The organism is Legionella parisiensis, from assembly GCF_001467945.1.
Classification (GTDB): domain Bacteria; phylum Pseudomonadota; class Gammaproteobacteria; order Legionellales; family Legionellaceae; genus Legionella; species Legionella parisiensis.
The window spans coordinates 1,513,672-1,527,088 of record NZ_LNYQ01000013.1; the positions used below are offsets into that span (position 1 = coordinate 1,513,672).

A 13,417-nucleotide genomic window follows, 5' to 3' on the forward strand; every position below is an offset into this window, starting at 1 on the left:
ACTGCGCATAAAGCCAGGGTACGTAGGATGCGGAAAAGTTTGTTAAAAAAAGATCTCTCAGGGAGAAGCCTCGCCATGCAGAAGAAATTTTAAATCGCCCATGAATTTTTAGTTATATTTTGTACACTTTTTTTTAGTTCGGGTTATAATTGTTTCTTTTTAATTGAAGCAATTATGTCAAATATCCTGCATTCACCTTTGTCTATTGCTCCCATGATTGATTGGACTTATAGTCATTTTCGGATTTTTATGCGTATTTTGGCGCCGCATGCACTTGTCTACACAGAAATGCAAACCACTGGAGCGATACATAATAATCCTTTGCGTTCTTTGCAATTTAATATAAAAGAACACCCTATAGCACTTCAGCTTGGAGGGTCAGATCCTGTTGCATTAGCACATTGTGCTCAACGTGCAGAACAAGAAGGATTCGATGAGGTAAATATTAATCTTGGTTGCCCTAGTGATAAAGTCCAGGCTGGACGTTTTGGTGCGTGTTTAATGAAAGAGCCGAAACATGTCGCTGCGTGTATTAAGGCCATGCGGCAAGCAACGACTACGCCAATTACAGCAAAAACCAGGATAGGCATAGATCATCAAGACAGTTATAATTTCTTTAGTGATTTCGTACATCAATTACTTGAGGCTGGAGTCCAAAAAATTATTGTTCATGCACGTAAAGCTTGGTTGAACGGTTTAAATCCCAAACAAAATCGAACAATTCCACCGGTTAACTACGATTATGTTTATCGCCTTAAGGACGAAATTCCTAATATCCCGGTAGTGATCAATGGTAATATCTTGAATAAAAAGGAAATTAAAGAGCATCTACGCCATGTTGAAGGTGTGATGCTTGGTCGTTTGGCATGTGATAATCCGTTCCAAATTGCAGTAATACATCAAGCACTCTATCCCGAAGCTCAAATGAAAACTCGAAGCCAGGTCTTTAATCTCTATTTGAATTATTTATTCGAAGAATATAATAAGGGGGTTTCTCTTAGTTTACTGATTAAGCCTATATTTAATTTGGCCTTTGGATTACCTGGCGCAAGTCTATGGAAAAAAAAATTGATGCTCGTTTTGCAAACAAAAAATAGTTCTTTATTGCAGGAATTAAGTGAATATTTGCACGAGGTAGAATTGAATGCAGAGACTTTATGAATTCCAGATGCAATCATCTTTTCCTACTTAGTTTGGAATTTCGATATCAATATTTCCAAATTGAGTAATCTATTTCAGCAACCCATTTCCAAAATATTGTATAATATGAGAAGAAATTGCGGAAAATAATATTGGAGTTGTCTGATTTGTCAGAAACCTCTTTTTTCACTTAGTTATATCATGAAGATTCACTTAAATTAAAAGGTATTCATAGTATTTTTCCCCAAATTTTAGTACATTAACCAATTTGTTATTTGAAATCTCCAGAGGATTATGTAGGCCATGCTGAATACGTTGATTAAGAAAATGTTTGGAAGCCGAAATGAGCGCACTTTGCGGCGTATGGAAAAGGCAGTAGTTGCAATTAATGCATTTGAGTCCCAAATGCAAGCATTAACTGATGCCGAGTTAGCTGCAAAAACCCAGCATTTTAAAGCACGTTTTGCAGAAGGAGAAAGCCTTGATGAAATGTTAGCAGAGGCTTTTGCTACAGTTAGGGAAGTATCCGTACGTACTTTAGGTTTGCGTCATTTCGATGTGCAATTAATAGGTGGAATGGTTTTGCATGAAGGTAATATTGCGGAAATGCGTACAGGGGAAGGTAAAACATTGGTTGCGACTTTACCCGCATATTTGAATGCAATTACTGGACGTGGTGTACATGTTGTTACTGTGAATGATTATCTTGCAAAACGTGATAGCCAATGGATGAGTCCTATATTTGAATTTTTGGGATTGACTGTGGGTGTAATTTTTCCTGATATGTCGCATGCTGCAAAACAGGAGGCTTATCGGTGTGATATCGTTTATGGAACAAACAACGAATATGGTTTTGATTATTTACGCGATAATATGGCATTTAGCCTTGAAGATAAAGTGCAAAGAGAGTTGAACTTCGCTATCGTGGACGAAGTGGATTCGATTCTTATTGATGAAGCCCGTACTCCTCTGATTATATCTGGTGCAGCAGAAGATAGCTCTGAGCTTTACATTAAAATTAATTCATTGATTCCCCATTTGAAGAAACAAGAAGAAGAGGGTGGCGAAGGGGATTATACTATCGATGAAAAGCAAAAACAGGCACATCTTACTGATGCAGGTCATCAACATATAGAAGAATTATTGGTTAAAGCAAAACTGCTGGATCAAGGTGAGAGCTTATATCATGCCAGCAATATTATGCTCATGCATCATGTGAATGCAGCATTAAAAGCTCATGCCATGTTTCATCGTGATGTGGATTATATTGTTAAGGATGGACAAGTTATTATCGTCGATGAGCATACTGGTCGAACAATGCCTGGCCGAAGATGGTCTGAAGGATTACATCAAGCTGTTGAAGCAAAGGAAGGGGCTTCTATTCAAAATGAAAACCAAACTCTTGCTTCAATAACATTCCAGAATTTCTTTCGAATGTATAATAAATTATCAGGAATGACTGGAACAGCAGATACTGAAGCTTATGAGTTGCAGCAAATTTATAATCTTGATGTGGTAGTAATTCCTACAAATAAGCCTATGGTACGAAAAGATGAACCTGATCTGGTATATTTAACTCAAAAAGATAAATTTCAAGCAGTTATAGAAGATATTCGTGAATGTATTGCTCGTAAGCAACCTGTGCTTGTGGGTACTGTTTCGATTGAAGCATCTGAATTTTTAAGCCAATTTCTTAAAAAAGAAAATATTAAACATCAAGTGCTTAATGCTAAATTTCATGAAAAGGAAGCACAAATTATTGCTGAAGCAGGCCGTCCTGGTACGGTAACTATTGCTACAAATATGGCTGGTCGAGGAACTGATATTGTTCTGGGTGGAAGTTTATCTGCAGATTTGGCGCAATTAGGTGAAAATGCGAGTGCTGAAGAAATAGATGCGGCAAAACAGTTGTGGCAAAAGCGTCATGATGAAGTCATTGCAGCCGGTGGATTGAGAATTATTGGTTCTGAACGTCATGAATCCCGTCGAATTGATAATCAGCTACGAGGACGCTCAGGCCGTCAGGGGGATGTGGGAAGTAGTCGCTTCTACTTATCTCTTGAAGATAATTTAATGCGTATATTTGCGTCTGAACGTGTTGCATCGATGATGCGCCGTTTAGGAATGAAACCTGGAGAACCTATTGAGCATAGTCTGGTAACCAAAGCAATTGAGAATGCTCAACGTAAGCTTGAGGGGCATCATTTTGATGTACGAAAGCAGCTTTTGGATTATGACAACGTAGCTAATGATCAAAGACAAGTCATTTATACTCAACGCGCTTCAATTATGGAAATGGCGGATACTGAGGAAATGTTAAATATAATGCGAGAGGAAGTGATATCGAATCTTGTTGATACTTATATTCCTCCCCAAAGCTTGGAAGATCAGTGGGATCCAAAATCTTTAAGTGATATTTTAACTGATGAATTCAAACTTAAAGCCCCTGTAATCGAGTGGATTGAAGAAGATCATCATATTCAGCCAGAACAAATTAAAGAAAAAATTCTTGATCTTGCTGCACGGAAATATGATGAAAAAGTCAAGCAAGCAGGCAGAGCTACAATGTCGCAGTTTGAAAAATCCGTTATTTTGCAAACTTTGGACAATCAATGGCGTGAACACTTGGCAGCAATGGATCAATTGCGTCAAGGAATCCATTTGCGTGGTTATGCACAAAAAGATCCAAAGCAAGAGTATAAAAAGGAAGCGTTCACTTTGTTTACTTCCATGCTTGATAATTTAAAGTATGATGTTGTTCGTTTAGTTTCTTCAGTAGAAATTCAAACAGAAGAAGACGTTAATGCAATTGAAGAGCAACGACGAGCTGACCAAGTTAGTAAGATGAGCTTGCAACATGGTGATTATGCTGATGAACAGAATGAGGAGGCTGCGACTCAAACCTATAGACGACACGAGAAAAAAATTGGTCGGAATGATCCATGCCCGTGTGGTTCAGGTAAAAAGTATAAAGCTTGCCATGGAAGTTTGGCGTGAACATCTCAGTTGCCGTAGCAGTTATTATTGATGAGCAACAACGTATCTTAATTACCCAACGCCCTTTGCATCTTCCTCATGGAGGATGTTGGGAGTTTCCTGGAGGTAAATTGGAGGTAAATGAACCTTCAGAATCTGCATTGATTCGCGAAATTAAAGAAGAAATTGGAATAGAAGTCCGACATTACAAATTGCTCGGTGAAGTAAAACATCAATACTCTGATAAATCAGTAAAATTAATTATTTTTCTTGTAAGTCAGTATGCTGGAGAGCCTTTATGTTTGGAAGGACAATTGGCAATGAAATGGGTTTATCAGCATGAACTAAATCCGGAGTATTTCCCAGAAGCAAATCGTAATGTTATTGCAATGGTGCAGGATTATTTACTCTGTAATGAACCTAAACAGTATTAACTGCATACGGTTATAATATTGTTTGCGACGCTTCAAGGATGCATGAGGGCGCTCTACTTTTTTAGATGGCTTGGCAGGATCTATGTTAGTCCGCCTATACTTTTATAACTAATTAGCAAAATCCCTTCAGTGATAGGGTTCTGCCTTTAATTGAAATCAAGGTATAATGGAGCATGATCTGAGACCTCATCACAGAGAACAGCGAATTTATTAACAACAACGTCTGGGGAAGTTAGGATATAATCCGCAAATTTTTCTTCTTTTTTATAGTAACGAGTTCTTGTTGAGTTGATATTGTTACTTTTTACTAAATTATTCATTCCTTGATCAATAATGTGCATACTTTCTGTGTCGGGTCTTAAGTTAAAATCACCACATAATATTTTAGACGTATTGATAGTATCCATGAAATGACGGATACGTAGTGACTGATTGATTCTTTCAGGAGTATCTTTTTTACCTTGCCCATTCCAGAGCCCATGAACATTAAGAATTGAGTAAATTTTTTTATCAAACTCACATTCTACCCATTGTAAATCTCTGGGATGATTTAATCCTATTCCTGGATAATGTTGTTTTTGATGAATATTTATATCTCCTTCGCCTAAGATATCTATATTATTTTTCAATAACATCGCAATTCCATAAATATTTTCAATGGCAGGTTTAAAAATAGGAAAATGATTAGGAAGAAGTTGTTGCAGATCAGAAAAAATATTTAGACTAAGCTCTTTATCTTCTTCAGTGACAGTTCGATGAGCATTGCAATATACCTCTTGTAAGCAAAATATATCGATATCACGATATTTATCGATGAATTTTAATAAAGGGTTCCTTAAGCGGCCCCCCCATAAATTTAAGGTGATCAATTTCATTTATTACTCAATTCCTTGTAGTAAAGCCAAAATATTTTGCTCAACAGTTTTTTAAGTAAAAATATCTATTATAAATTTTTTGATTTTCGAAGATATTTATAATGTAAATCACTTACATTCCTGGTCAATTCAGCAATTTCCATATTGTTAACAATGATATCATCTGCATTTTGTAAACGCAGATGGGTATCAGGTTGAATGGATAAAATAGCCTGTGCCTGGTCTTTGCTGCATTGATCGCGTTGCATTAATCGTGATACTTGTATATCCCTTGGCGCACTAATAAGCAAAATTTGATTGATATAAGGGTAAGCTTTTTTTGTAATCAGCAAAGGTATTTCTACCATGCAATAAGGAGTTGTACTTGCATCAACTCGTCTTTTTATCTCTTTACGGATAAGCGGATGTAAGAGTCGCTCAAGCCAGTCCCGCTCTTCATGATTGGAAAATATTATTTCCCTAAGTTTGTTACGATTCAGTTCACCATCATCTTTAAGAACTTTAAAGCCATAATGCGCTACAATTTTTTTGTATGCTGCTTTATCTTTTTCAGTAATTTCTCTTGATATTTTATCAGCATGAATTACCTCAATACCTAGTTCTGAAAAAAGATGAGCAACTGTAGTTTTCCCACTTGCTATATCACCTGTTAATCCAACGCAATAAACCATACTTTTAAATCTCATTTTTATTAATGCATGTTACTACATTAATGGAACACGTATAAGGAACAGGACTTTTGTGTTTACAATATGCTAATGCAGCCAATGCTGCGTCTTCACGATTTGGATAGAGATTACTTCTCCAGTGCAATGCTTCTCTATCAAAAGCAGTACATCGCCACATGGGCATAACATTTACGCCATTGACGAATTTTATACAACTTTCTATGGATACCTTGCAGGTGGCTGGTGCCTTGCTATTTTTTTTACATGCAGCATAAGAAATATTTAAAGCCATTTTTTGATAAGCACTATGTGCATCCCATTTTGTATGGGTTATATCACTTGTTGAACATTGCCAATAATTACCTCCTAAATTTTCTATTGGCTGAGCAAAACTTGAAGACGAAATACCTATAACAAGCAAAAAACAACTTCCAATGTACTTATTCATTTTTTTTCCCCTTAAGCAATTCCATTAACTGTTCAATATGTAGGGCTTTTGAGAAATACCAGCCTTGAAGAAATTGAACTTCGTTTTGTAATAAATAATCTAGTTGCTCTCTTGTTTCTACACCTTCTGCAATAATAGCTAAATTAATTTTTTTTGCTAAATGAATGATTGCGTCGTTTAATGTTTCGGTGATGGCTTTTGCGCCTATAGCATGAATGAATATTTTATCGATTTTAAGATAATTAAAAGGATAATATTGCAAGTAGCTGATACTAGAGTGTCCTGTCCCATAATCGTCTATAGCTAATGAATATCCCACATCTCTTAGTTCTTGCATTCTGTCTATATAAATTTCATTATTCATATCGAGTAGGTAGCGTTCTGTTATTTCTAATAATATTTGGCTCGGTGAAATAGAATAGTGTCGCACGAGTTTATAAAACTTAGGAAAAAAATTATCATCAGTGAAATGTAGCGCACAAATGTTAAATGATAAATAGAAGGTAGGTTTAGTCTTTAAGATACTCTTAGTTTCTTTAAATGCTGTTTCAATAATTTGTAATGTTATTGGAACAATTAAGCCTGTGTTTTCCGCTTCTTCTATAAAAAGATCGGGCATAATGATTTCATCTTGATTATCCTGCCATCTTAGGAGAACCTCAGCACCAGAATAGACATTATTTTTGGTATCAAATAACGGTTGATAAACGGGGTAAAATTGTCTGCTCCTAATAGCTTGCTTCATTGCTCCATGCAAAGAATAATACCTATTAAATAGACTCCTAATTAAAAAGTATGAAAAAAGCGAGAGCACTAAAACATAAAGCATTACTAAGATTTGGTTATGCCAAAGATTGCTAATTAGTGTTTGATCAGGTTCTGTAACTGTAAGTAAAACACCATTAAGGCTATTTAATCTTGTTGTAGCAAATATTTTTTTAAAGGGAAATGATGAATCAAGAAACATTTTATCTATCCAAGAGGGCTCTTTTATTTTCCTTATTTGGATAATTTCTTTTTTCTGGTTGGTGTCATATAAGGTGATTATGTGCTGGTTACTTTCCGGAACATCCAGTATATTTTCAAGTGTTGATATCATAATAATTATTTCTACCTGATAATCACCAATTTTTTTTTGGATTGCAAAAACTGGATGATTAAACATCGGTATTTTTAATGGGCCTATAATTGTTTGCTGTATATTATGACTTAAGAGAAAAGTCTGGTTATGTGGCAGGGTAGAGCATATAATTTGATGTTTTTTATCGTGAATTGCCAAACCAGAAATTTGTGCATGGTTGATAGTGATGTATTGAAGAAAAGGAAGAAAGTTAACTTCACATGTCAGGTTTTCCTTCTGATAGGGAGGGATTTGCTGCAAATCCAAAAGAGTATCATTAATAAAGTTATCAAGGTTATATGCGAGTTTATTGCTTAGTTCAGTAACCAAAGTAGAAGAGCTTTTAACCTTATTATGCCAAGTAATATAAGAAAATATAATTAGTAAAAAAATGGTGAAAAATATCCAGAATAATTTGAATCGTTTGTAGAAATAAAATGTCATGGTGCTGAATATTTTTCGCATGATTAAGGCATTGCATAGGCTCCCTTTATAGAGTGTAGTGTTATTTCCGCTAATTTCCCAATTACCTCATAATCTGTATTCAATGGGGGCAGCCAATAAAGCGTATTTCCTATAGGCCTAATTAAGGCTCCATGGTTTAATGCGTGCTGATAAACCTTATTACCTATTCGCTGCTGTCCTGCATCTTCTAGATCGGCAGCTACAACTGCCCCAATTCCGCGTACGTTGCTTAATTTATCTGATAGTTGTGCAACCTCAGTTAAAGTGGAAAGCATGTATTCACCTAAGTTTTGTGCGTGTTCAATGATTCTTTCTTGATACATAGCGCGGATTGTTGCTAATGCAGCGCTGACCGCCAGTGGGTTTCCACTATAGGTATGTGAGTGTAAGAAGGAGTTACCCGTTTCATAATCGGAATAAAACAGATCGAAAATAGAGTTGTCAATCATCACACAACTTAGAGGAACAGAGCCAGAGGTTAATCCTTTGGATAAACAAATCAAATCCGGTTCAATTTCTGCATGATTCGAAGCTAACCATTTACCCGTTCGCCCCATCCCTGTCATTATTTCATCGGCAATAAGGTAAATATTTTTACTTTGAGCCCAGGATGATAACCTTTTGAGAAAATCAGGACTATAACACAACATTCCTCCTGCTCCTTGAATCAATGGCTCAACAATAATAGCGCAGACTTTATCACTAAATGCTTCTAATTCTTTTTCTACAGTGGACCAATATGAATCACAATTGTGCCATAAAGAATCTTCTTTCCCGGAAATGTAAGGAATATTTTGTATGTAATGGCAGGTCGGACCAAATGATGTATATGGCGCTTTATACAGCCCCAAATCACTAACACTCATTGTACCTAGTGTTTCTCCATGATATCCATTTTTAAGCGCAATAAACTGATTTTTTTCTGTACCCTTAATTTGATTGGCATGGATTGCCAATTTCATCGCAATTTCAACAGCACTTGAGCCATCACTCGCAAAAAAAACGTGTTGTTTTTTAGTGATTTTAGCTAACTCTTCTGCCAACTCAACAAGAGCCGGGTGCGTAGTATTTGCGGTAATGACATGTTCAAAGCAATCCAACTGATCTTTTACCGCTGCAATAACTGCAGGATGTCCATGACCTAATGATTTACACCACCAGCTGGAAATGGCATCAATTAACGGACCTTTATCAGTATAAAGATAACTTCCTTGAGCTTTTTCAATAATCAAGGGAGGGCATGTTTCAAAGTCTTTCATTTGGGTACAGGGATGCCAAAAATGTTTCAAATCCCGACTGATTAATTGGTATGTGTTGACCATTTTAAAAATTTTGGTTGACAAGATGGAAGGGAACTTTATCATGTCCGTTAATTAAATAAAACGTGGATTTATAAAATGTATCTAATTTTCTTTTGAACAATTAGGCTACTTTTTACATCTTAAATTTGGAGGTACTGTAGTGACTCAAGATAAGAAACATTGGTCTGTTTCTGAAATTACAGCAATTTATGAACAACCTTTTAATGATTTATTGCATCAAGCCTCTACGATACATAGAGCAAATCATCAACCAAATTCTTTGCAATTCGCTTCTTTACTAAGTATTAAAACCGGGGCTTGCCCTGAAGATTGTGGATATTGTTCGCAAAGCGGTCATTATAAGACTCATGTTGAAAAAGAAAAATTGATGTCTGTAGAGGATGTCTTGAAACGTGCCAAGGAAGCCAAAGAGGGGGGGGCACAGCGATTTTGTATGGGAGCTGCGTGGCGTTGTCCACCCGATAAGGTTATGGCTGAGTTGAAAGAAATGATCCAAGGAGTTAAGGCACTAGGATTAGAAACCTGTATGACTTTAGGAATGCTGAATCAAGAACAAGCCGTTTCTTTAAAAGAAGCTGGCTTGGATTATTATAATCATAATATAGACACATCCCCTTCTTACTATGAAAAAGTAGTCACGACACGTAAGTTCAGCGATCGTTTAGATACATTGGATAATGTTCGATCAGCCGGAATTAACGTATGTTGTGGTGGTATTCTAGGTTTGGGTGAAACCCGAGAGGACCGAATTGAATTCTTATTAACTTTGGCAAATATGGAAACACCTCCAGAAAGTGTTCCTATAAATCGTCTAATCCCAGTTGAAGGAACTCCTCTTGCAAAAGCAGCAGAAGTGGAAGGGATTGAGTTAGTCAGAACCATTGCAACTGCGCGAATACTAATGCCACAAAGTATGATTCGGCTATCAGCTGGCAGAGTTGGAATGAGTGATGAGCTACAAGCTCTATGTTTTTATGCTGGAGCGAATTCTGCATGGTTGGGTGATAAACTTTTAACGGAAGAGAATCCACAGAGGACTAAGGATAAGGTCCTGTTTGACAAACTCGGTTTAACCGAGATGGCCTAAATGACTCTAAGCAATAAAATTAGAGATTATACAAATCAGCTGACACAAGAAGGCTTATTAAGAAATAGATTTGTGACAGCTGAAAATTCATCTTTAATTCATTTTGACAGTAATGATTATCTATCTCTAACTCGAGATAAACGTATTTCTGAAGGATATCAACGTGGATATACCTTATTCCCAAGTGGGAGTGGCGCATCTATGTTGCTGAGTGGTTATCACGCCAATCACCGTGCTGTTGAAGAAGCATTCGCCAATTTATTAGGTGCTGATGACTGTATTTTATTTTCTTCAGGCTATGCAGCAAATCTTGCAGTTACAGCGTTACTTGGCAAATTAAAAGTCCATTGTTTTATTGATAAGGAAATACATGCTTCAATTTATGATGGGTTAGCTTTGTCGCAGGTTAACTATACTCGTTATTTGCATAATAATTTAGATGACTTAAGCCGTAAGTTAACCCCAAATTTTTTTGAAAGTTCAGCCTTAATCACCGAAGGTATTTTTAGTATGAGTGGCCAATTGGCTCCATTGACAGAATTTTCTTCTCTTTGCAATTTAAGTCAAAATGCGCTGATCGTAGACGAGGCTCATTCTTTTGGGATTTTAGGCAGCCAGGGAAAAGGAGCAACAGCCTATCATGGATTAACTCAAAATGAAGTGCCGTTACGAATTATTCCATTAGGAAAAGCTTATGCGGCTCAAGGAGCGCTTGTTGCAGGAAAAGCAGACTGGATTAATGCATTATTACAAGCAGGGCGTTCTGTTATTTATTCAACTGCTGTAAGTCCGGCTTTAAGTTATGGCCTATTGAATACCTTGGAGATTGTTGTAAATGCTGAAGAGCGACGATTGAAATTAACACAACTGATTGCTCTATTTAGATCTTATGTTAAACAATCACCGCTAAATTGGACTGATTCAATTAGTCCAATTCAACAGCTTCAATTAGGATGTCCGCATTTGGCTTTATACTATGCTCGCGAGCTAAAAAGACGTGGTTTTAGTTGTTGTGCGATAAGAAAGCCTACAGTGAGTATCAAAGCATCGGGGTTGCGTGTTATTTTGAATTATAATCATACACCCGAGCAGATTCATGAGCTATTTGATAAGTTAAGTGTAATTTATGAAAATAAACATTCATAGTTATGGAAAAGGATTCCCTCTTGTTTTCTTTCATGGATGGGGATTTGATTGTCAGATCTGGTTAACTTTAGTACCTAAACTTTTTGAGGATTATCAGCTGATATTGGTAGATTTACCTGGATTTGGCCACAGTCCAGTCATGGATTGGGAATCTTTTAAAGAACTCTTAGTAGAGCACTTACCTGATCGATTTGCTATAATCGGTTGGTCTATGGGTGGGTTATATGCTATGCGTCTGGCAGTAGAGGAACCTGGTAGAGTAGATTACCTTGTTAACATAACTTCATCGCCGCGATTTTTAAACTCTGATCTGTGGCCAGGTGTTTCTCATGATGTTTTTAAAAAGTTTTATAAAAATCTATTAGAAGAACCTCATGCAACGCTAAAAGAATTTTTGGTGCTTAATGGATTGTCCCGTAATGATAATCAGTTTCATCTGCCTGATAAGCTTCCATCGCAAGAAGGTTTGGAATTAGGTCTTAAAATTTTAGAAACCTGGGATTTACGTGAGAAATTAAAACAGTTTGATAAACCTTCGTGTTTTATCTTTGGTAGGCTTGATCCCATCGTTCCGATTAAAACGATGAATTTCATGAAACTATCATATCCTGATTTTCATTATGTATTATTCAAACGAGCCGCACATATGCCATTTTTATCTCATATGGATTTATTTATTGAAGAACTACGAGGATTCATTAAATGAAGCGTTTTTTTATCACGGGAACTGATACTGATTGCGGTAAAACCTATATAACATCGTGCTTAATAAATTATTTTTCTTCAGCAGTTGCCATTAAACCGGTAGCAAGTGGATGCATGGAAATAGAAAATAAGCTGGTTAGCAGTGATGCACAAAACTTGCAAAAAAATAATATCAGTCTGGATGTAATAAATCCTTGGCGATTTAAGCTGCCTGTATCACCCCATATTGCTGCACATCGCGAAGGGGTCTGTTTATCTGTTTGCGAAATTGCAGATTATTGCCTTAATTTGCAATTAGATGGGATAGAAAAATTGTTTATTGAGGGTGCTGGAGGATTAATGGTACCCTTAAATAACCATGAAACCTGGATTGATTTTCTGCAGATTACCAAGATACCTGTTATTCTAGTTGTTGGGATGAAATTAGGCTGTATTAATCATGCCTTACTGACAGAAACTGCTTTGCGAACAAATAATATTCAGTGTGTGGGATGGATTGCCAATTGTATTGATCCAAATATGCAAGAGTTATCAGCTAATATTGCTACATTAAGTCAGAAGCTTACTTCTCCTCTTTTGGCAAAAGTACCATTTGCAAGCGACCTTTCAGCGATTGATTTTTTCTTTGACTAAGCATTAATATTGGCTATTATCTTATCACTTGTTGTTTAAGTAACTCTATTGTATTTTAAAGAAGAATTCATTTAATGTAAGGGAAAAACAAATGTTTACACGAGATAAGTTGATGCAATCAGTAATGACTGCTTTTTTTGTTCTTGTTGCAACAGGAAGTTCAGCAGCAGACAATGATACTACTGCCACAACTGAAAAATGTTACGGAATTTCTAAAAAAGGCATGAATGACTGTGCTACGGCTACTGCTTCATGCGCGTCTTCTGCTACTAAGGACAAACAAAAAGACGCCTTTATTTTGTTACCTAAAGGATTATGTGATCGGATTGTTGGTGGTAGTCTCAAACCTGAATAAAAATTTAAAATAACCTTTTTGTAAACTGATTTTAAAAATAAGG

13 protein-coding genes are annotated in these 13,417 nt (G+C 36.3%); 8 read left to right on the forward strand and 5 right to left on the reverse strand.

Annotated features, from left to right (window positions below; all coding sequences use genetic code 11):
* Positions 1-174: 174 nt before the first annotated feature.
* From dusA to mutT, 3 genes are all read left to right on the forward strand, one after another.
* Positions 175-1,161: a tRNA dihydrouridine(20/20a) synthase DusA gene (gene dusA / locus Lpar_RS12805; protein WP_082650385.1), complete on the forward strand. Its 987-nt coding sequence runs from the start codon at positions 175-177 to the stop codon at positions 1,159-1,161.
* Between the two features lie 282 nt (positions 1,162-1,443).
* Entirely contained in the window at positions 1,444-4,137 is a 2,694-nt protein-coding gene (gene secA / locus Lpar_RS12810) for a preprotein translocase subunit SecA (RefSeq protein ID WP_058518291.1), read from the forward strand.
* Positions 4,134-4,550: an 8-oxo-dGTP diphosphatase MutT gene (mutT, locus tag Lpar_RS12815; protein WP_058518292.1), complete on the forward strand. Its 417-nt coding sequence runs from the start codon at positions 4,134-4,136 to the stop codon at positions 4,548-4,550. Before secA ends, mutT begins: the two co-directional genes overlap by 4 nt.
* 146 nt (positions 4,551-4,696) lie before the next feature.
* On the opposite strand, the gene Lpar_RS12820 is transcribed toward mutT, so the two are convergent.
* From Lpar_RS12820 to bioA, 5 genes are all read right to left on the reverse strand, one after another.
* The gene (locus tag Lpar_RS12820) at positions 4,697-5,425 is read right to left on the reverse strand and encodes an endonuclease/exonuclease/phosphatase family protein (RefSeq protein WP_058518293.1); all 729 of its coding nucleotides are present in this window, start codon (positions 5,423-5,425) and stop codon (positions 4,697-4,699) included.
* 68 nt (positions 5,426-5,493) lie between these two features.
* Complete coding sequence (gene coaE / locus Lpar_RS12825; protein ID WP_058518294.1) at positions 5,494-6,096, reverse strand: dephospho-CoA kinase; 603 nt, start codon at positions 6,094-6,096, stop codon at positions 5,494-5,496.
* Positions 6,097-6,100: 4 nt separating this feature from the next.
* Positions 6,101-6,541 carry a hypothetical protein gene (locus tag Lpar_RS12830; RefSeq protein ID WP_058518295.1) on the reverse strand — a complete coding sequence of 147 codons (441 nt, stop codon included), beginning with the start codon at positions 6,539-6,541 and terminating at the stop codon, positions 6,101-6,103.
* The gene (locus Lpar_RS12835; RefSeq protein WP_237759411.1) at positions 6,534-7,640 is read right to left on the reverse strand and encodes an EAL domain-containing protein; all 1,107 of its coding nucleotides are present in this window, start codon (positions 7,638-7,640) and stop codon (positions 6,534-6,536) included. The genes Lpar_RS12830 and Lpar_RS12835 overlap by 8 nt, the downstream gene beginning before the upstream one ends.
* Before the next feature lie 488 nt (positions 7,641-8,128).
* Positions 8,129-9,448: an adenosylmethionine--8-amino-7-oxononanoate transaminase gene (gene bioA / locus Lpar_RS12840; RefSeq protein ID WP_058519273.1), complete on the reverse strand. Its 1,320-nt coding sequence runs from the start codon at positions 9,446-9,448 to the stop codon at positions 8,129-8,131.
* Between the two features lie 139 nt (positions 9,449-9,587).
* Here bioA and bioB point away from each other — a divergent pair, with 139 nt between their 5' ends.
* The 5 genes from bioB to Lpar_RS12865 all read left to right on the forward strand — a co-directional run bounded on the left by bioB (position 9,588) and on the right by Lpar_RS12865 (position 13,374).
* Positions 9,588-10,535 carry a biotin synthase BioB gene (bioB, locus tag Lpar_RS12845; protein WP_058518297.1) on the forward strand — a complete coding sequence of 316 codons (948 nt, stop codon included), beginning with the start codon at positions 9,588-9,590 and terminating at the stop codon, positions 10,533-10,535.
* Positions 10,536-11,681: an aminotransferase class I/II-fold pyridoxal phosphate-dependent enzyme gene (locus Lpar_RS12850; protein WP_058518298.1), complete on the forward strand. Its 1,146-nt coding sequence runs from the start codon at positions 10,536-10,538 to the stop codon at positions 11,679-11,681.
* Positions 11,662-12,387 carry an alpha/beta fold hydrolase gene (locus tag Lpar_RS12855; protein WP_058518299.1) on the forward strand — a complete coding sequence of 242 codons (726 nt, stop codon included), beginning with the start codon at positions 11,662-11,664 and terminating at the stop codon, positions 12,385-12,387. Before Lpar_RS12850 ends, Lpar_RS12855 begins: the two co-directional genes overlap by 20 nt.
* Positions 12,384-13,019, forward strand: a complete 636-nt coding sequence (gene bioD, locus Lpar_RS12860) for a dethiobiotin synthase (RefSeq protein ID WP_058518300.1) — start codon at positions 12,384-12,386, stop codon at positions 13,017-13,019. The genes Lpar_RS12855 and bioD overlap by 4 nt, the downstream gene beginning before the upstream one ends.
* A 91-nt stretch (positions 13,020-13,110) precedes the next feature.
* Positions 13,111-13,374, forward strand: coding sequence for a BufA1 family periplasmic bufferin-type metallophore (locus tag Lpar_RS12865; RefSeq protein WP_058518301.1), 264 nt, complete (start codon positions 13,111-13,113; stop codon positions 13,372-13,374).
* Positions 13,375-13,417 lie beyond the last annotated feature (43 nt).

Bases quoted from the DNA above. Each gene is read 5' to 3' on its own strand.
- dusA (WP_082650385.1), top strand. From the start codon at position 175: ATGTCAAATATCCTGCATTCACCTTTGTCTATTGCTCCCATGATTGAT.
- secA (WP_058518291.1), top strand. From the start codon at position 1,444: ATGCTGAATACGTTGATTAAGAAAATGTTTGGAAGCCGAAATGAGCGC.
- Lpar_RS12820 (WP_058518293.1), bottom strand. From the start codon at position 5,425: ATGAAATTGATCACCTTAAATTTATGGGGGGGCCGCTTAAGGAACCCT.
- coaE (WP_058518294.1), bottom strand. From the start codon at position 6,096: ATGGTTTATTGCGTTGGATTAACAGGTGATATAGCAAGTGGGAAAACT.
- Lpar_RS12830 (WP_058518295.1), bottom strand. From the start codon at position 6,541: ATGAATAAGTACATTGGAAGTTGTTTTTTGCTTGTTATAGGTATTTCG.
- Lpar_RS12835 (WP_237759411.1), bottom strand. From the start codon at position 7,640: ATGATATCAACACTTGAAAATATACTGGATGTTCCGGAAAGTAACCAG.
- bioA (WP_058519273.1), bottom strand. From the start codon at position 9,448: ATGGTCAACACATACCAATTAATCAGTCGGGATTTGAAACATTTTTGG.
- Lpar_RS12850 (WP_058518298.1), top strand. From the start codon at position 10,536: ATGACTCTAAGCAATAAAATTAGAGATTATACAAATCAGCTGACACAA.
- Lpar_RS12855 (WP_058518299.1), top strand. From the start codon at position 11,662: ATGAAAATAAACATTCATAGTTATGGAAAAGGATTCCCTCTTGTTTTC.
- bioD (WP_058518300.1), top strand. From the start codon at position 12,384: ATGAAGCGTTTTTTTATCACGGGAACTGATACTGATTGCGGTAAAACC.
- Lpar_RS12865 (WP_058518301.1), top strand. From the start codon at position 13,111: ATGTTTACACGAGATAAGTTGATGCAATCAGTAATGACTGCTTTTTTT.